We start from the raw sequence: 17,214 nt of genomic DNA, 5'->3' as shown, positions 1-17,214 counted from the left end.
TAAATTATTTTAGAAAATTATGCCAGTTCTCAACAGTCCCAATATGGGAATTCTTTGATATGTGGTTGTAAATCTTTGACTAGATAACCGCTATCGATTAAGCTCTTATGGCATCTTGATCAAACTAGTAGCATGAGCCGATGCAGAAGTTAACACATCTTAGAGTCCCTCCTCCCTCCAGCCCCTCAGCAAGCTCTACCTCTAGCGATCATTCATGCGGTTATAGTTCTGCATCTAGTTCTCCAGAAAACTCTCCTCCGGCAAGACATTTACCACTAAGACTTCCAGAAGCAAAGTATCAAGAGCTATTTGACTCTATAGATCCCTGGCACCCAAATCCCGAGCAAAGACTATCTGCCAATACACAGCACATGAAAACCCTGCAGACAACAATCAATAGGAAGATTCAAGAAAGTTATTTCTTTGTTTTGGGAAAGCAGCAGGAAGATGAGCGCTTTCAAAAGATTTTTGTTGATTTCTTCCGTGAGATACGTGGTGTTAACAACTTAGCTAAAGAAGCATCTATTTTGTTAGCTGATCATTTTCGAGGCTATGCAGACGTGAGTGAAAAAGTCGAATACACCATAGATGCTGGAGACTTTTCAGATATCCACTGTACTTATCATCAACCAACAGAAGAAGTGATTCTTGAGCTCAAGAAGATCCTTGAAGAAGAGTATGGCCTGAAGGGGCAGCTTATAAAATCTCTGAATAAAGCAGGACAAAAGATTGGAGATGTATTTCAACTAGATACTCACGATACCTGTTTGCGAGAGTTTTCCATATTTCCTAGATTATTTCCCAAATGCATGAAAGCACTGACGGAGATATTCAGCAGCCTATTGGTATCAGAGTGGCTCAAGAAAGACATTGAAGAGGTTAAGATCTATCTCAAGCAATACCCCTCTAAAGAAAGCATCGAAAGACCAAGACTCACAAAGGAAGATCTCACTCGAGCGATAGCACTCTGGACAGCAGCAAAGCACTACGCTGAGCAGCAAAAGATACGAGATCATCAGCTCTCAAATAAACATAGAAACGAGCTAAAAGATGATCTATGTAGTGCCTTGATCTCTGGAGGATTATCCTTTATAACGGGAGATCCAAGCTTAGTAATTGGACAAGCAGCAAAAACGGCAATGAACTCTTTTGGCAATACAATCGACCCTGAAGGAAAAGATCAGGCAGTGCAAGTCTTAAAGCTATTTGGAGGCTTTGGTCTTGGTAGCGCAATGGGAAGAAATTCCTGGGATCTAGGAACGGCTCTTGGTGTTGATCTTCTTGACCTAGCAACTCGAGCAGAAAAGACAGGAAAAGGAGAGTCTGCCTTAAGAAACCTTGGTGGATCTGTACTCAAAGGCGCATTAACGCAAGATAAGAAAAAGCTAGTCTGCCAAGTACTAGGTTTTAGCGTAGCTGAGGCTGTTAATCAGCTTCCTGAGACAGATGAGACAACGCCGCTTGACATACGCATCGCAAGAGCATTGATATCCAATGGAGATGTTCAAAGTCACTACATTAAGCAGTACGTTGACCAAAAGTTCAAGGAAGCTCCTAAACCAAAAGTTGGCGGAGAACTTACTCCAGAAGAACAAGAAAAATACCCCAAGCAAGAACCAACTCTGGCAGACTTACAGCAGCAAGAAGACAGCAAGCAACATGCTCTAAAGATCCAAGCAGCACAAAATGAGCTCATACAAAAAGAAGCTGGTGTTGCAGAAGCAAATAAATACCTCAATGAGAAATTTGCAAAGTATCAAAAAGCCTGTGGTGCATTCAACTCTGCAACTAAGGAATTGAGCAAAGTCATCAAGGGAAACGAGAATCTATCAAAGGCGATAGAAGAAAGAGATGACGCCCAAAAGACACTAGATAGTCTACAAGGGATAGAGAGAATTCCAGTTCCAGAATCTAAACCTGAAAAGCCCAAGAAACCCAAAACAGTAGTAGGGAAAGCATGGAATTGGATAAAAGAAAACGTTGCAGTAAGCGGTGAAATATCTGCAACTAAGATGCCGCTGTATACCACGAATCCATCTACCTCTTCAGATAGATATGTGCCAAGAGAATTGTCTCAAGCCCCTCCATCTCCGAATAGACCACAGATAAGGGAGCCTAATGCAGGACAGTGGAAGAATGTTCAGGCGATGCAACAAGGCCAACTCTTCAACAAAAACATGCAATACCAAACGCCTGTTGTAGATAATAGCCCTAAAGCCCCCTTGAACTATCAAGCTTACTGGGGGCAAGGTCTGGCAAACAATGTGCAAGTGCCACCAATGGAGCTTAGAAGTCTTGGGAGGAGTAATCCTGTAGATATAAGACCAGCGCATAATAGACCACTTCAAATGGCAGGTTTTGTTCCCTTCGTTATCAGCAAAGTTGTTCCAGAGCAGACTCAAAGAAATGTAGAAACTTGGGTTAAAGGATACGTCCAACAATGGAAAGAGAACCCACTCAGGGCTAAAAGAGATGCAGATATTTGTTTGCTTATAGGCGCTAAAAAAACCATTGTATTTGCGATTCAAGCTTTTGAGCAGCCAAGCTTAAAGACTAAACCCCATACCTTTGGATTGATGGAGGTTTCGAATAGACTCGACAATTGGGTTGCTAAGAAGGTCAACCTAGATCTAGGTTCCCCCAACGCTCAAATGAGTATGTTTGTTGGAGAAATTGCTGTGCCGCTTCCTTTGCTTGGTGGATGCAAGCCCTGCATGAAGGTAGGTCAAGAAGCATTTGCTTTCATGAGACAATCTACCAAACTTCTGAAGCCTAATCCGTTATTAGATAGAGCACTTTTGAATTCTCGCGGATTTGGGAAACAAGTAAGGGCTATTGAAGCACTACAGAATCCTGCTTACCACAGTGGAATCGGAAATCCTTGGAGCGAAATGCTTCCGATATATCCTAAGGGATTCTTTAAGAGAAATATTGCAAAAGTTGAGACTAAGGCGATACAAGCGGCAAAAGGTGTGAATAGAAGTAATAATTATCAGTTTGTAACATGGGTTGAAAAGGGTGAGACTAAAGCAGTCTCTATAGGAGAAATGAGTCAGGCTGGTACTTTTCATGATCGGGGTGGATTAAGTCAGGCTGGAAGAGCCTTGCAGAAGAAAACAGATAGGTTAGGGTCAGTATTTCCAAAACCAAGTGGTAATATACATGAGGTAAATATGCAGGGACAAAAAGTGCTCGATGAAATATTGAATCATCCTGATAAATATATTTATTTTGAAAAACCAAGAAAATTGAATTTTGAAACTATCGACATTGTTGTTCCTGATGGCCGTGGAGCGAGGTTCACAAAGGACGCTAAAAAAATGATTGGATTTTTGGAGCCTAAAAAATGAGCAGAGAAGATTATAGAATTGTCATTGCGGATATGCCAGACAAAGAAGACCCAGTAGCTGAAATTTATTATAAAAATGAAAACTGGGTTGTAATTTCTTATGAGGATCATGGTTATTTTGTAGCGGAATTTTTCAATAATGAGAGCAGCAGTTACTGGGAATTCCCTTACGATGAAGCAATGGAAGTGCTTGAGGAAGCTAAAAACCATCTTGCTAAACTCCAGCGTACGCCAGAACAACAAGCAGCTTATGAGGCGCGAATGGAAGAGCAAGAAAACTGGAACCCCACTCCAGAAGAAACTGCAGAGTATGAACGTAAGATGGAAGAACAGCGTAAAAAGTATTATGGATGAACATTTCCATGCAGAAATCGTCTAGAGCAAATGGAGCTCAGGATACTAGAACGAACTGCAGATCTTCCTCGAGGAGATTCTCCTCAAAGACAGATTCAAATGGCTGGTTTTTCTGGATCTATGGAGTTTGCATTAATGGATGTAACTCTCCAGTCAAGGTCTGCTATAGATGCTTTAAAGACGGTGAAAAGCGCTGCTGTTAACGACTTCACAAAAAGCATTCCAAAGGGTGGTGCTAAAATTCTCCGAGGCATCTGCAGCTTAATGCTTCCTGATATGTCTGACGTGTCCGGAGCTGAATGTCCAAAAGAACACTTTAAAAGATTCTCGGCTAGCGCGCTATTAAAGTATGACAAGCTTGTACATATCAAGGACCCTCATTCTTTCGGAGCAAGAGCTGGGGAGTTCGTTGGTGAGATGATTTCTTTTGGAGGTGTTGGAAAGGTCATAAGAGTCGCAGAAGGCATTAGCGTACTGGGCATGGCTTGTGAAGGCGGCGTAGTAGGCCTCGTTATGGCAGAAGCTCATGACACCAATAAAGCAGCTGGGGTGGCCTTTGGTTTTGGTCTTGGTGGTGCAGCAGGTTCGATACCGAAAGCATTTAGAGCTTTAAAATCTATGAGCACTGTTAGTCCGCTGCAGGATAGAGCATTGAGCTTATCCATATCTAGGCATGAAGCAGGCATGCAGTTACTAGAAAATCATGTGCTAAGATCTGGTTTCACTGGTGATAAGACTGCGTTAAATCTTGCTAAAAGAAAACTCACATATATAAAACCCTTCGATATACCATACGTAAACAAGGGCCCAGAGCTTGAGTGGTGGAAAGTTGCAAGCCCTAAAATAGATGCTCTTAAGCGAGTAGTTTCCGATAAGAAAGAACTATACAAAGTTGTTAGAAAAGAGTTTGCAAGTGACAGTCTATCAGAGATGAAGATACGCAGAGTGCTTGATTATTCTGGGTTCAAGACTTTTGAGAATCCAAAGCTCTTTCCCACTGAATATGTAGCGGAATTTGCAAAGAAGAATGCAGGTATTGTTTTTAGAAAGCCTGGGACTGTATACGAAGAAAACATTTTAATCAGGATATGCCCAGGTCTTCGCAAAGAGAATCCAGTGACTGCGATTATTGAGGGTAAACAGATGAATGGTACTATGAGACAGCAGACCCATTATGTGGTTCAGTGTAAGAATAATAAAGTTCTTACAATTGATGGAAGATGGGTTAAACCAAAAACAGAAGACCATTTGACACATATTCCCCTGGAAAAATATCAATTTAAGGGCTGGGAATGAAACGAGAACTAGCAAAAACACCAGACTATATCAAAGAAATATATCCTCCGTTCATATTAAGAAAAATGCTAGAAATGGATGAACACCCAGAAATAAATGATCAGCCAAGAAAGCAGATTACAGATTTTATGGGGTTGTATATATCAATATGGGTCATTTCCAACGCAGAATACCAAGAACGATTCTGGGTAAGGCAGGAGCCTCCTATGATGGGAGATAACTATATGGAAACCCTAGAGACTTTTCTGTCCGATGGAGAAGCTGTTCTTCTGGCGAATGATGCTGGAAGAGTTTCTATGACTGCTAAGCAACGCGAAATGCTACAGAGACTATACACGATGGTAGATGATTTTGATGGAGATCCGACTGTACCAGACGACCCAGGATACGGTCTAAATGACTCTGCAATTATTGCTGATCCAAAATGGCATAAGATACAAGCATACGCCAAGCTTGTATATGAGGAGATCACAGGAGACGACCTCGATGCATGGGAAAAGTCTCGCCCCCCAAGAGCTAAACGCCCAGAGATAAAGAAAAGAGACGCCACAGATGAAGAAATTCATGCAGAAGAAAAAAAGATCTACCCAAGTTTTCTTATTGAGCAATTCAAAAGCCGTCAGGATATTCCAGAAACGAGTCTTGAGCATTTCTTGATCAACGTGTACTTAGAGGTATGGACGATATCCAAACAAGAGTATCAAGAGCGCTTTTGGGTCAGAAAAGAATTCCCCCTATACGATGAAGAAAACTGCATGAAAACGTGCTCTAGGTATCTGTGTGATGTAATAACAGTCATACATGGTGCTGAAGATAACAAGCTTGAAGTGACAAATAAGCAATGCAAGGTGCTCAAGAAGCTCTCTGAAATGATCGAAGACTTCAAAAAGGACCCTAATAGACCCAATGACCCAGGATATGGAATCAACGATGGTGAGCTTATCGAATGTAAGCAGTGGCAAGAGATTCGAGACTATGCTAAGCTCGTATATGAAGTAATTACAAAACCCTAAAAATCGACCTCCATATTTGCGTTCTAGATAGTGTCGTCAAGAAATTTTGAATTTGATATACTTTGCTGTCTTATACCAATGCAACAAAGGAAGTTTCTATGGGAAAAGCATCGCATCGTCGCCACGATATTTCAGATAAAGTCTGGGAATTGTTAGCTCCTCACCTGCCAGGTCGAAAAGGGGGTTGGGGCGCCGTAGCAAAAGATAACCGTCTGTTCATTAACGCTGTTTTCTGGATTCTTCGAACAGGCTCTCCTTGGAGAGACTTACCACCTGATTATGGAGATTGGAAAAACACTCACCGTCGCTTCTGTCGTTGGCGGGATGCTAGAATTTGGGAAGCGTTGCTTGAATGTTTAGTGGAAGATCCTGACTATGAATGGCTCATGATAGATGCGAGCCATATTAAGGTGCACCCTCATGCATCGGGAGCTAAAGGCGGTAATCAAGACATGAGTCGGGCAAAAGGGGGCTTAACACAAAAATACACTTGGCCGTGGATGCGCATGGTATGCCAGTCCGAATTGTTGTTACGCAAGGTACCACTCATGACAGCACTCAAGCAAGTTTCTTGATCCAAGGTATTTCAGCAGAGCATTTGCTCGCCGATAAAGAACTATATAAGCTTCGACACCTTGTAGAAAATGCTTTTCTCCACCTAAAATGATGGCGTGGAATAGCTACTCGATATGCCAAAAACACAGCTTCATTCATAGCTGCAGTGCAAATTCGTTGTATCGCTCTTTGGGCTTCTATCTCATGACGACACTATCTAAAATAAAAATTTTTAGCTATATACCCCCATTGGCAACACATCAGGACCACAAACCCCATAGAATCAACCTTTGCAATAATTAGGCACCGGTCGAGACAAACAAAGGGATGCGGCTCCAGAATAGCGACTTTATCAATAGTGTTTAAGCTCTCAATGTCAGCAGAATCCCACTGGAGAAAGCTTTGGGGCAGTCAGATGATTCCAAAGGTTATGAATGGAGTCGAATTCAAGAACGGAGAAGAACTAAAGAAAGTGGCTTAAAAATGAAGAAGATCAAGGGTATGCTTAGACGCTCAGACACAACATTTTACAATATCTCCTCTTGAAATAACTTTGTAAAGCTGTGTTCTTTCAATTGCTCAGCAATATTAGGTCTTAATGCCATATCTTCCTCTTTGTTAAAAAGAAAGATGCTTTATAAAAAAAAGTATTGTTAATAATTTTTAATTAGTATAAACAAGGATAGATATGTTCTTTGAAATCCTATTTCGAAATGGGATATAATCATTTATTCATTGGATATCCTCCTTTACAATTCAAATAGGAATAGGCTATCTAAAAATTTAATTTATTAACAGTCCCATATACGTGCAATTATAATATAATTAATTTTATCTATTTTCTAACATTTTGATTATGTAATTTTTAGAGAATCACCCCTTCTTAGCACGTGGATGAGAATGCTCATAGACTTCTCTTTTGAGCTTAGTAGAAACACTGGTATAGATTGTGGTCGTTCCCAGAGAGGCATGACCCAAAAGGACCTGAATAGTTTTGAGATCCATCCCATTTTCGAGCCAATGAGTGGCAATCGTATGGCGAATGGTATGAGGGGTGATATGTCCCGCTAATCCGCTTTTTTGGAGATATATCTTAAAGAGGCGGTCTATTGACCGCGTCGTCAGACGCTTTCCCCACTTATTGAGGAAAATTGCATCTGGATCTTTCTGAAAGTGAGGCTTCCCCTCCTCATAGCGGCGCGAATCGTCGAGATACCTTTGGATCCACTCGATGACATTTTGAGTAATAGGAACAATCCTCTCCTTTTTCCCTTTTCCTTTAACCCGAAGAGAACGGGAGTGAAAATCAACATCTCCGCGATTAATACTCGCAAGTTCACTGATGCGAAGACCCGAGCTATAGAAAAGCTCCATAATTGAGCGGTCCCTTAATCCCAAAAGTTGTTCGGTATTGGGCTGACAAAAAAACTCTTCCACTTCCGTGTAAGAAAGAGCTTTTGGAATAGGCTTATCAAGCTTTGGACTACCGATATCAGCTGCAGGATTCTCCTTAATCTTTTTCTCTTGAAGAAGATACTTAAACATTGAGCGAAGAGAAGAAAGGTGGCGCAAAACAGTCCGTTTTGAAACCCCTTTCATCTGTAGGTGGGCAAGGTAGGAGCGGATCAATTTCTTATCAACGGCTTGATCTTTTGCAAAGCTCTCAAAAGCTTTCAAATCCAAACGATAGTTTCGTAGGGTGTGCACCGATGCATTTCTCACGGCTTCCAAATGGTGAACAAAGGCCTGTATTTCTTGGCTAATTTTCATCACGTATTTAGTTGACAGTGATTGTTGAACTCGTAGTGAACCCATCGCCATTTGAAGCTACGAGGGTATAAACTACTCGTTGTCCCTTTACTCTTCCTCGACCAATATACGAACTTGCGGAGCCAGAAAGATTTGCAATCAAAACACCATCTTTCAAAAGTTGGTGTCCTACGACGGTTTTTTGAATAGCTCGGTTCCAATCAACCGCAGGCACTTCATGTGTCCCCCAAGCTAACTCACCTAGCTCGCTGTTATTCATACTCACTTGTAGAGGAGCCTCGGGATCCCCTGCCGTTCCATCATAAGTCGCCTGATAAACGGGGTTACTCCCGTCGGGGACTAAAGCAACGCCCCTTCCTTGAGCATCAACGTGAACCATTGAGAACCATTGGGAATTACTTTGATTTGCCAACGCAAATGAGGAGGTCCATGTCTGCCCCTGCCATGTTGCATGACTCACATGGTCTTCATTACTCCCCTCAAAATTCCATATCGCAATGATTTGATCCGCGTCATTGATTGCAACATTAGGGGTTTCTAAACTATCTAACTGAAAATCTACCGTAACAGGCGTATTCCAAATAACCGAACAAAATGCAGAAACGGCAGGAATGATTGTCAAAAATAAAAGTGATTTTATAGGTTTTATCATGTCTTCAGCTTGGTTTAAAATGTAACTCCAATTCCCCTGCCAGCACTAAAGCCTCCCGCTTGCAGGGAACGTCTTGTGACAGGATGTCCATCCTTCACAAAAGAGTAACTCAAATCGGCATTTCCTGTCCCCCTTGGCAAGCCAACGGGGAAAATAGCAAGTTTTAGATCGCTCCCTCAGTTATAAGGACTCCCCTCTCGTTCGAATGCACTTAACATCTGGATATGAACATCTTAGAGTAAAAAGTTTCTTTGCACCTGTTTTTCAAAAATTCACGCATGGAATTTTCTCTCTTGAGTCTTCTAAAGTTTTTTGCTACGATAATGCCATTATGATCGTATTAGACAAAATTTCAAAAAAGATTGGGACGCGGATCCTATTTGACGATGTTTGCGCAGCATTCAATCCGGGCAACCGCTACGGTTTGACAGGCCCGAATGGAGCTGGAAAATCGACTCTCCTCAAAATCATGATGGGAACTGTAGACGCCACGTCAGGCTCCGTTTCACTTCCTAAAAAGGTCGGGTTTTTAAGACAAAATATTGAAGAGTTCAAGGACAACCGAGCCCTTGATGCTGTCATTATTGGAAATGAACGGCTCTGGGAAGCTTTAGTTGAGCGGGATATGCTCTATGAAAAGGAAATGACCGATGAAATTGGAATGCGTCTAGGTGACCTCGAAGAGGTGATTGCTAATGAAGACGGATATACTGCCGAATCAGATGCTGAAATGCTACTCTGTGGGATGGGAATTGATATTGAGTTCCATGAAAAGAAAATGCATGAGCTTCCGGGTGACCTGCAGTTCCGCGTTCTTCTTTGCCAAGCTTTGTTTGGCGATCCTGAAGCCCTTCTTTTGGATGAGCCCACAAACCACCTCGATCTTGAGTCAATTGGATGGTTAGAAAACTTTCTTCACAACTATACTGGAACACTGATTGTTGTAAGTCATGACCGCCATTTCTTAAACGCCGTCACAACGCATATTGCTGATATCGACTACGACACCATTATTACTTATCCAGGCAACTACGACGAGATGCTTGTTGCCAAAACTGCAGTTCGCGAACGTGCAGAATCAGAAGCAAAATCAAAAGAGAAAAAGATTGCACAACTTAAAGACTTTGTATCTCGATTCGGAGCGGGAACGCGCGCGTCGCAAGTACAGTCCCGTGTAAGAGAAATCCATCGCCTGCAACCCCAAGAGCTGAAAAAGTCAAATATCCAACGCCCCTACATACGCTTTACTCCTCCTGAAAAGTCATCGGGGAAAATTGCCCTTAAGGTCAAAGGAATTAGCAAAAGCTTCGGCGACAATCATGTAATCAAAGATTTTAGCATTGAAATCATGCGCGGCGACAAAATTGCTGTTATCGGAACCAATGGAATTGGAAAAACAACTCTCCTAAAAATGCTTGCTGGAGAGCTAGAACCTGACAGTGGTACAATCGAGAGAGGTCATCAGCTCGAGCTCGGCTATTTCCCACAAAACCACGAAGACTTCATCGATAAAAGTGAAAAAATTCAAGCTTTTGACTGGCTAAAGCGCTACAAATCAAACGCCTATGATCAGGAAATTCGTGGCGTCATGGGGAAGATGCTTTTTGGGGGGGATGATGCTTTCAAAGAAATCTCTAAGCTTTCTGGGGGAGAAACATGCCGTCTAATCTTTGCCGCACTACTACTCAACCCCTATAACACTCTCATTCTTGATGAACCAAACAATCACCTTGATCTCGAAGCGGTCTCAGCTCTAGGGTGGGGACTTGCCGAATTCAAAGGAACTTGTGTCACCGCATCCCATGACCGCAATCTTATCAACGAAGCCGCAACCAAGATCATTTCTCTCAATGAGGATGGGATCGAAGTCTTTGACGGAACGCTCGATGAGTTCCTCACTGCAAAGACCTAGAATTCCACCCCGATACCTGCCGTAATTCCTTGAAGGTTGATCGAATCTCTTGACCATCCTCCCACTTTCGAATCAAACGCTGTTTCATTAGGATAGTAGTAGGTTTGATTCAGCCTTGTCCAAAGATTCTTTTCCCCACTTGAAAGTACGATCTGATATACTCCACTCCCTATGTTTACGTTTAAAAAATTTAATGCCCTTTCCTACAGATGCCGTCATAAAAATGCAGGTGAGCATTTACGTGTTTTGTATGAAAAATCCCTTCCCCTTGATGGTCATTATCGACAAATGGAAGCGTGGCTTAAGCTTCCTCCTATCTCAACAATTGATGAAATAACAGATCGCTTTCACCTCCATATGAGAGAAGGCTCAATCGAACTTCAAGAGCACAATCTTCTTACCAAGCGGTTTGATACTTTATCAGAGACTCCCTATGGCCCCGTCCATATCTACCTCGAGGACCTTCGCTCCGCCTTTAATGTTGGAAACATCCTGCGCACAACCGAAGCTCTCCGACTTGGAACGATCATTTTTTCAGAAAACACCCCCAATCAATATCACCCCAAGGTTATCAAGACATCTATGGGAACAGCCTCTAGTGTCCCGTGCAAGCAAGGTGAGATTGATTCCTGCCCAGGCCCCCTGATAGCCCTTGAAACAATGGAAACCGTCTCCTCGATATTTGACTTCGAGTTTCCTGAGTCTTTTACTCTTCTTCTAGGGAATGAAGAAAGAGGATTAAAGGAGTCTACTCTTCAAGCAGCAGATCACGTTGTCGAGATTCCTCTCACCGGTTCCAAGAATTCCCTCAATGTTGCTGCAGCCTTTGCAATTGCTGCCGCAAATATTCAGGTTAAGAACTCATTAAGAATGCATTAATTTTTTTGCAATGGGCTTTTCACTGTTGCAAAAAGGCCTCTTCGTTATTATGATGTGATTAACGAGGTGTAGTAATGAATAAAGAAGACAAGAAATCAGTTGCGATGAACTTTCGAAATGAACTCGAAATATTCACCACAAATGTCAATGAACTTCATAAAAATGGAAGACTTTCAACAAAACAAGAGTTTTTGGAAAAGATTGCCGAAGATGTTAATCGGCTTTATGCAACCTCTATTCAAGCACAGAAAGCCGAGGACGAGGAAATTGAAGAAATTGGATTGATTATCCAAAACATCTTTGTCCAATCTATCGCGATCAAACATCATAAGCACGTTACCATCTTGAAAGCGGTCGAAACTTTCGAACCTGGGAAAGGCGACGACTGCGATCTTTCTTTCATCATGCGTGAGTACGTAAACCACCCCGCATCAACAAAGAGTTTCCTCACGGAGCTAGAGCTTCTCACAGACGATTTAGATGACGCACTACGTCATATCGCTTAGAAGAAATTCAAATCTCTTGAAATCATCTGCAGTATCAACATTAGGAAAAACTTCGCTTGCTTCTTCTACAAAAGGGAGTAGGTCTCGGTAGCGAGCAGAAAAATGTGTAAGAATCAGCTTTTGCACTCCAGCTTTTTTCGCAATGAATGCCGCTTGTTTTGCAGTCAGATGATTGTGATCTTCCGCCAAGGCTCGGTGTTCTTCTAGATAGGTGCTTTCGCAAAGCAAAAGTTTTGCTCCTTTGGCAAGATCTATCGCATTTTGGCAGTGCTTTGTATCAATTACGCAAGAAAAAATGTCTCCTTTTCGAACCCAACTGAGGTCTTCAAGCTTAACCATTTTTCCGTCAACAGTGACCTGTTTTTTCTCCTGAAGCTCTCGAACAAGCGTTCCTTTAACGCCACAGGCTGCAAGTTTTTCTTTATCAAATTTGGTGGTGTCGGCTTCTTGAATACGCCACCCCAAGTTATCAACGCCGTGGTTTAGAAATTTAGCCTCGATAGTAAAGTTTTCATCTTGATGAACAATTCCTTCTTCAGAAACTGGATGTTCAATCACTTGAATATGATCGTGATAGATTGTGCCATAGCGTAATCGATCGAAGTAAACCTTTCCACTCGCAGGATAGTAGCAATGAATTGGGTGATTGATCCGGTCAAGATTGAGTCTCATGAGCATGGAACCGAGCCCTAAACAATGATCTCCATGAAAATGACTCACAAAGATACGTGTAACTGTTGGGGGCGCGATATCAGCAAAGATAAATTGTCTTTGAGTTCCTTCGCCGGGATCAAACAACAGCCCTTCCTGATTCCATCTAAGTAAGTAGGCACCATGGTTGCGTAACCTGGTTGGTTGTTGCGAGGAACACCCTAAAATAGTCAGGTCTCGGACGCTCATACCCTCTCCTTAGAAAACACGGGGATTTTCCCAAGCACTATGCCAGTTAGAGCTCCGCTGATGTGAGCTGTATTGGCAATATTCATCGAAAATTCAGCAACCTGGAAGCGGATAAGAAAAAAAGAGGCGAGCTGAAGCCCCATCATTGCAACAATAAATACACCCAAGAAAACAAGCGTCCCCTTTTGCAAGGGATACCCTTCCCAAGGGGCATGGCGCTGCCGCATCCAAATGAATCCCGCAAGACCGCACACAATTCCTGAATACCCAATAAAAAGCGGACCGCTCATCAAATACTGCAATGTGTTCGAAACAATTCCAATAATCAATGTGAGCGCGATATATTGCCACTTTTTCGTCCGTTCCTCAACCTGCCGCCCGAGCATCCAGAGCCAAAGCATATTGAAGAGGATATGGAGAAAACTCCCATGAAGCAGTACAGGTGTAAAAAAGCGCCAAAGTTGTCCATGCTTAATCTGCTCGAACATCGGAGCATCGAGCTCACCTTTAGATGCAGGCCACCCCAATACAACACCATAAATCCCATCCCAAACAGCAGGACTTCCAATTCTATCTTCTGCAAAAAGATCGCGACTGATCTCTTTTCGGTTTTCTGCAGTCGGCATATCGTAGGAAAGGTCTATCATAAGGGGGGTAAGTGTATCTTCTTCGGGCTTTTTATCGGTTTTAGCAATAGCTGCCATTTGATACCCATTCCAAATATAGAGGAGAGCACAGAGAAGAACAATGAATCGGGTCAGTGGCATCTTAGGACGCATCCGATTGCGCATCCGAATTGCTTTCATTTGAATCGGTTCTTTTTCATCAAAGTCTTTTGCCACACCCTCAGTATCTATAGGATGAGCCTTGGTTTCAAATCGGGGATCGTTAGGGTTTTTGCAAAACTCTTCAAGCCAATGAATCGCTGTATAAATTTGATCTTCATGAGCTACCCAAAACTCATAAAGATTTTCTCCTGAAGAGGCCGGATTATAGCTGCATTCAATCTCTTCTTGAATTAAGAAGGAGTGAAATTTATAAGCTTCTTTTTCCCCTTGAAGTGTTCCGATTAAACGCATGTTTTAATTTTCTTAATGAGGTTAGAGGTTGAAAGTCCTGGAACAAGCTGCACAATGTGAATCCTTCCCCCATGTTTTTTCACCACGTTGGCTTCAATACACTCACCTCCATACTCCGCTCCATTGACATGAACATCGGGCTTAACCATTTCAAGAAACGTAATCGGATCGGTTTCATTAAAGTAAGTGACGTAATCAACAAACTGAAGAGCAGCGACCATCTCTAAACGATTTTCCAGGGGAACGATCGGCCGGAGAGGGCTCTTATACTTTTGAATCGAGCTATCAGAATTCAGTGCCATTAAAAGAACATTGGCTTGCTCAGATGCTTCATGAATCATTTTCAAATGGCCAGCATGGAGAAGGTCAAAGGAACCATTGAGCGTTGCAATCGTTTTTCCTTTTTGGCGCAACTGCAAAACTTTTTCTTTTAGTGCTTCAGGAGAAATATATTTCTCTTCTTTCCAAGGAGACATTACGCTTTTCTCCGTGGAAACGCCACTTTAAAAACTTCATCATAGGTATTGACAAAGTGAACCTTTATTCCTTTCTTCAAGTAATCGGGAAGCTCATCGTAATCCCGTTTATTCTCTTTTGGAAAGATAAGGGTTTTGAGTTTGGATCTTTTTGCAGCAATAAGCTTTTCCTTGAGTCCACCAATTGGAAGAACCTTTCCTGTGAGCGTCAATTCCCCCGTCATTCCAAGGTCTTTTGCAACAGAGGTATTCATAAGAAGAGAAAGGATTGCTGTCACCATTGTCACCCCTGCGGAAGGTCCATCTTTTGGGGTGGCTCCTTCAGGAATATGGATATGAACTTCTTGATTCTCAAAAAACGTCTGTTTAGGAGCATACCGCTCAAGCTCACTGCTCGCATAGCTCCAAGCAATCTGTGCAGACTCCTTCATCACGTCTCCAACCTGGCCAGTTAGTTTCATCTGAGTTTTTTCAGCAGACACTTTTGCTGCCTCTACGTAGAGAGTAGCTCCTCCCATCGCTGTCCATGCAAGACCCGTACACACTCCGATCGGAGTCTTATCGTAGTAGCGATCGGTCGTGAAAATCGGCTTCCCTAAATACTTTTCGAGATTTTTCTCAGAAATCGTCACTGACTTAACCTTCCGATGCTTCTTACTCTCCTCGGACCGAACAATTTCCACAGCTACTTTCCGAAGGATTTTCTTAATGTTATTCTCGAGACCTCGAACTCCTGCCTCGCGCGCATATCCTTCAATGGTCCCTTTGATCGCACCAGTTGTAAATTTTACCTGACTTGCTTTAAGCCCTGACTTTTTTCGATTGCGTGGAACAAGGTATTTTTTGGCAATTTGAAGTTTTTCTTCTTGGATATACCCTGATAAACGGAGGATGTCCATCCGATCCTTAAGAGGACCAGGGATTGTATCCAAAACGTTTGCTGTCACAATAAATAAGACATTAGATAGATCTGTCCGAACATCAAGGTAGTGATCCAAAAAGTCTTTATTTTGCTCAGGATCAAGTACCTCTAAAAGTGCAGAGGCTGGATCACCTTGATAACTCATTCCCATTTTATCTACTTCATCCAGCATAATGACTGGATTCATCTTTTGAGATGACTTTAGAGCTTGAATCATTTTTCCAGGCATCGCTCCGATATAAGTGCGGCGATGCCCCTTAATCTCAGCTTCATCCCGCATTCCTCCAACGGAAAAGCGATAGAATTCACGGTTAAGAGCCCGGGCGACACTCTTTCCAATACTTGTTTTACCCACCCCTGGAGGGCCAACAAGACAGATAATACTTCCCTTTACACCTGAAGTCAGTTTACCGACCCCAATAAATTCCATGATACGTTCTTTGATGTCCTTGAGCCCATAGTGATCATCTTCAAGAATTTTTTCAGCTTTCCCAAGATTATGGTTCTCTTTGCTGAAAACTCCCCATGGGACAATGGTAAGCCAGTCGAGGTAGTTACGCGAAACAGCATACTCGGCAGATTGCACTTCCAGAACACTGAGCTTATCAATCTCCTCATCGATGATTTTTTGAATGTCTTCAGGAACAGTTTTATCCTTAAGGCGTTCTTGAAACTTCTCAATATCACATGTTTTATCGTCTTTCTCAAGACCAAGCTCTTTCTTAATCGTTTTGAGCTGCTCACGTAAAAAGAATTCTCTCTGTGTTTTGGAGATAGTGGCTTCAATCTTCTGATTGATACTGCTCTGTAATTTGCTGAGGTCAAGCTCTTTCTTCAATAAAACAAGCGTCTTATCGATCCTTTCTTGAACATCAAAAGTTTGAAGAATATCTTGAAGCTCTTCTCGTCCTGCTGTGGTCAGAGCAACCGCAAAATCAGCAAGCTTTCCCGGCTCGGTAAAGTCAGAATGGCCAAGGAAAATCTGGAGCTCCTCTTTGAAGAGAGGATTGAGTTTCAAAAGTTCTTTGATCGTGGTAATGATACTAATCGAATAAGCTTTAATAATCTTTGATTGCTGCTGGGTGATTGCGTCATCATGGTAGTGGATCTTAGCGCGGAGATATTTAGACTTGACGACCTGCTTTTTGACCTTGATGCGCTTCTCCATATTAAGGACAACTTGTGCGCCCCCTTGCTCAAGAGGAACAATACGGAGGATCGTTGCCATCACCCCCACTTCACACAGATTATCAAACCCCATGTCATAGATGTTTTCCTCCTCCTCTTTAGTCAGAAAAAGGGCTAGCATTTTGTGGGAAGACTTAGCGACAAGTTTGAGTACCTCATAAAAGGGTCCCGGCTCAATGACAAGCGGAGCCGCCATCCCAGGAAAGAAGGGGCGCCTCGTCAAGGGGAGAACAAAAAGCTCGTCAGGGAGATCAGGTTCATCCTGAGGTTTCTTGCTCGTTCCAATAATTTTCTCTAAATCACTGTCTAAGAGAGATTCTGCAAGATCGAAATCCTCATCTTTAGACATCTCATCCTGTGAAT

At 42.4% G+C, this 17,214-nt stretch carries 13 protein-coding genes and 2 pseudogenes; 9 read left to right on the top strand and 6 right to left on the bottom strand.

Going from position 1 to position 17,214, the window contains the following annotated elements; all coding sequences use genetic code 11:
* Positions 1–140 precede the first annotated feature (140 nt).
* The 6 genes and pseudogenes from R2I63_RS06975 to R2I63_RS06950 all read left to right on the top strand — a co-directional run.
* The gene (locus tag R2I63_RS06975; RefSeq protein WP_316356150.1) at positions 141–3,350 is read left to right on the top strand and encodes a hypothetical protein; all 3,210 of its coding nucleotides are present in this window, start codon (positions 141–143) and stop codon (positions 3,348–3,350) included.
* Positions 3,347–3,703, top strand: coding sequence for a hypothetical protein (locus tag R2I63_RS06970; protein WP_316356148.1), 357 nt, complete (start codon positions 3,347–3,349; stop codon positions 3,701–3,703). The genes R2I63_RS06975 and R2I63_RS06970 overlap by 4 nt, the downstream gene beginning before the upstream one ends.
* 30 nt (positions 3,704–3,733) lie before the next feature.
* The gene (locus tag R2I63_RS06965) at positions 3,734–4,999 is read left to right on the top strand and encodes a hypothetical protein (RefSeq protein WP_316356146.1); all 1,266 of its coding nucleotides are present in this window, start codon (positions 3,734–3,736) and stop codon (positions 4,997–4,999) included.
* Positions 4,996–6,012: a hypothetical protein gene (locus tag R2I63_RS06960; RefSeq protein WP_316356143.1), complete on the top strand. Its 1,017-nt coding sequence runs from the start codon at positions 4,996–4,998 to the stop codon at positions 6,010–6,012. Before R2I63_RS06965 ends, R2I63_RS06960 begins: the two co-directional genes overlap by 4 nt.
* A gap of 98 nt (positions 6,013–6,110) precedes the next feature.
* Positions 6,111–6,775: pseudogene (locus R2I63_RS06955) on the top strand (IS5 family transposase).
* Positions 6,776–6,814: 39 nt separating this feature from the next.
* Positions 6,815–7,048, top strand: a pseudogene (locus R2I63_RS06950) (IS256 family transposase); the annotation flags it as partial.
* A gap of 392 nt (positions 7,049–7,440) precedes the next feature.
* Here the strand turns inward: R2I63_RS06950 and xerA are convergent.
* Entirely contained in the window at positions 7,441–8,337 is an 897-nt protein-coding gene (gene xerA / locus R2I63_RS06945; RefSeq protein WP_445083683.1) for a site-specific tyrosine recombinase/integron integrase, read from the bottom strand.
* A gap of 7 nt (positions 8,338–8,344) precedes the next feature.
* Positions 8,345–8,959 (bottom strand): hypothetical protein, encoded by a 615-nt coding sequence (locus tag R2I63_RS06940; protein WP_316356140.1) that lies wholly within the window; start codon positions 8,957–8,959, stop codon positions 8,345–8,347.
* Positions 8,960–9,320: 361 nt separating this feature from the next.
* Here R2I63_RS06940 and R2I63_RS06935 point away from each other — a divergent pair, with 361 nt between their 5' ends.
* The 3 genes from R2I63_RS06935 to R2I63_RS06925 all read left to right on the top strand — a co-directional run bounded on the left by R2I63_RS06935 (position 9,321) and on the right by R2I63_RS06925 (position 12,286).
* A complete protein-coding gene (locus R2I63_RS06935; protein ID WP_316356138.1) occupies positions 9,321–10,901 on the top strand; it encodes an ABC-F family ATP-binding cassette domain-containing protein in 1,581 nt (526 codons plus the stop codon).
* A gap of 171 nt (positions 10,902–11,072) precedes the next feature.
* Complete coding sequence (locus R2I63_RS06930) at positions 11,073–11,780, top strand: TrmH family RNA methyltransferase (RefSeq protein WP_316356136.1); 708 nt, start codon at positions 11,073–11,075, stop codon at positions 11,778–11,780.
* 74 nt (positions 11,781–11,854) lie between these two features.
* Positions 11,855–12,286, top strand: coding sequence for a hypothetical protein (locus R2I63_RS06925; RefSeq protein ID WP_316356133.1), 432 nt, complete (start codon positions 11,855–11,857; stop codon positions 12,284–12,286).
* Here the strand turns inward: R2I63_RS06925 and R2I63_RS06920 are convergent.
* Genes R2I63_RS06920 through lon form a run of 4 tightly spaced genes read right to left on the bottom strand, consistent with a single transcriptional unit; the run spans position 12,269 to position 17,200 of the window.
* A complete protein-coding gene (locus R2I63_RS06920) occupies positions 12,269–13,186 on the bottom strand; it encodes a ribonuclease Z (RefSeq protein WP_316356131.1) in 918 nt (305 codons plus the stop codon). The two genes, R2I63_RS06925 and R2I63_RS06920, sit on opposite strands and share 18 nt — an antisense overlap.
* Positions 13,183–14,265: a rhomboid family intramembrane serine protease gene (locus R2I63_RS06915; RefSeq protein WP_316356127.1), complete on the bottom strand. Its 1,083-nt coding sequence runs from the start codon at positions 14,263–14,265 to the stop codon at positions 13,183–13,185. Before R2I63_RS06915 ends, R2I63_RS06920 begins: the two co-directional genes overlap by 4 nt.
* Positions 14,256–14,741, bottom strand: a complete 486-nt coding sequence (locus tag R2I63_RS06910; RefSeq protein ID WP_316356125.1) for an adenylyltransferase/cytidyltransferase family protein — start codon at positions 14,739–14,741, stop codon at positions 14,256–14,258. Before R2I63_RS06910 ends, R2I63_RS06915 begins: the two co-directional genes overlap by 10 nt.
* The gene (gene lon, locus R2I63_RS06905; protein WP_445083682.1) at positions 14,741–17,200 is read right to left on the bottom strand and encodes an endopeptidase La; all 2,460 of its coding nucleotides are present in this window, start codon (positions 17,198–17,200) and stop codon (positions 14,741–14,743) included. Before lon ends, R2I63_RS06910 begins: the two co-directional genes overlap by 1 nt.
* Positions 17,201–17,214 lie beyond the last annotated feature (14 nt).

The organism is Candidatus Neptunochlamydia sp. REUL1 (assembly GCF_963457595.1).
Taxonomy (GTDB): Bacteria; Chlamydiota; Chlamydiia; order Chlamydiales; family Simkaniaceae; genus Neptunichlamydia.
Note: the sequence above shows the minus strand (reverse complement) of the source record. Positions and strands in the feature narration are given on the sequence as shown.

Coding starts and splice junctions, on each gene's coding strand:
- R2I63_RS06970 (WP_316356148.1), top strand. CDS start 3,347: ATGAGCAGAGAAGATTATAGAATTGTCATTGCGGATATGCCAGACAAA.
- R2I63_RS06935 (WP_316356138.1), top strand. CDS start 9,321: ATGATCGTATTAGACAAAATTTCAAAAAAGATTGGGACGCGGATCCTA.
- lon (WP_445083682.1), bottom strand. CDS start 17,200: ATGTCTAAAGATGAGGATTTCGATCTTGCAGAATCTCTCTTAGACAGT.
- R2I63_RS06915 (WP_316356127.1), bottom strand. CDS start 14,265: ATGCGTTTAATCGGAACACTTCAAGGGGAAAAAGAAGCTTATAAATTT.
- R2I63_RS06910 (WP_316356125.1), bottom strand. CDS start 14,741: ATGTCTCCTTGGAAAGAAGAGAAATATATTTCTCCTGAAGCACTAAAA.
- R2I63_RS06920 (WP_316356131.1), bottom strand. CDS start 13,186: ATGAGCGTCCGAGACCTGACTATTTTAGGGTGTTCCTCGCAACAACCA.
- xerA (WP_445083683.1), bottom strand. CDS start 8,337: ATGAAAATTAGCCAAGAAATACAGGCCTTTGTTCACCATTTGGAAGCC.
- R2I63_RS06975 (WP_316356150.1), top strand. CDS start 141: ATGCAGAAGTTAACACATCTTAGAGTCCCTCCTCCCTCCAGCCCCTCA.
- R2I63_RS06930 (WP_316356136.1), top strand. CDS start 11,073: ATGTTTACGTTTAAAAAATTTAATGCCCTTTCCTACAGATGCCGTCAT.
- R2I63_RS06960 (WP_316356143.1), top strand. CDS start 4,996: ATGAAACGAGAACTAGCAAAAACACCAGACTATATCAAAGAAATATAT.
- R2I63_RS06965 (WP_316356146.1), top strand. CDS start 3,734: ATGGAGCTCAGGATACTAGAACGAACTGCAGATCTTCCTCGAGGAGAT.
- R2I63_RS06925 (WP_316356133.1), top strand. CDS start 11,855: ATGAATAAAGAAGACAAGAAATCAGTTGCGATGAACTTTCGAAATGAA.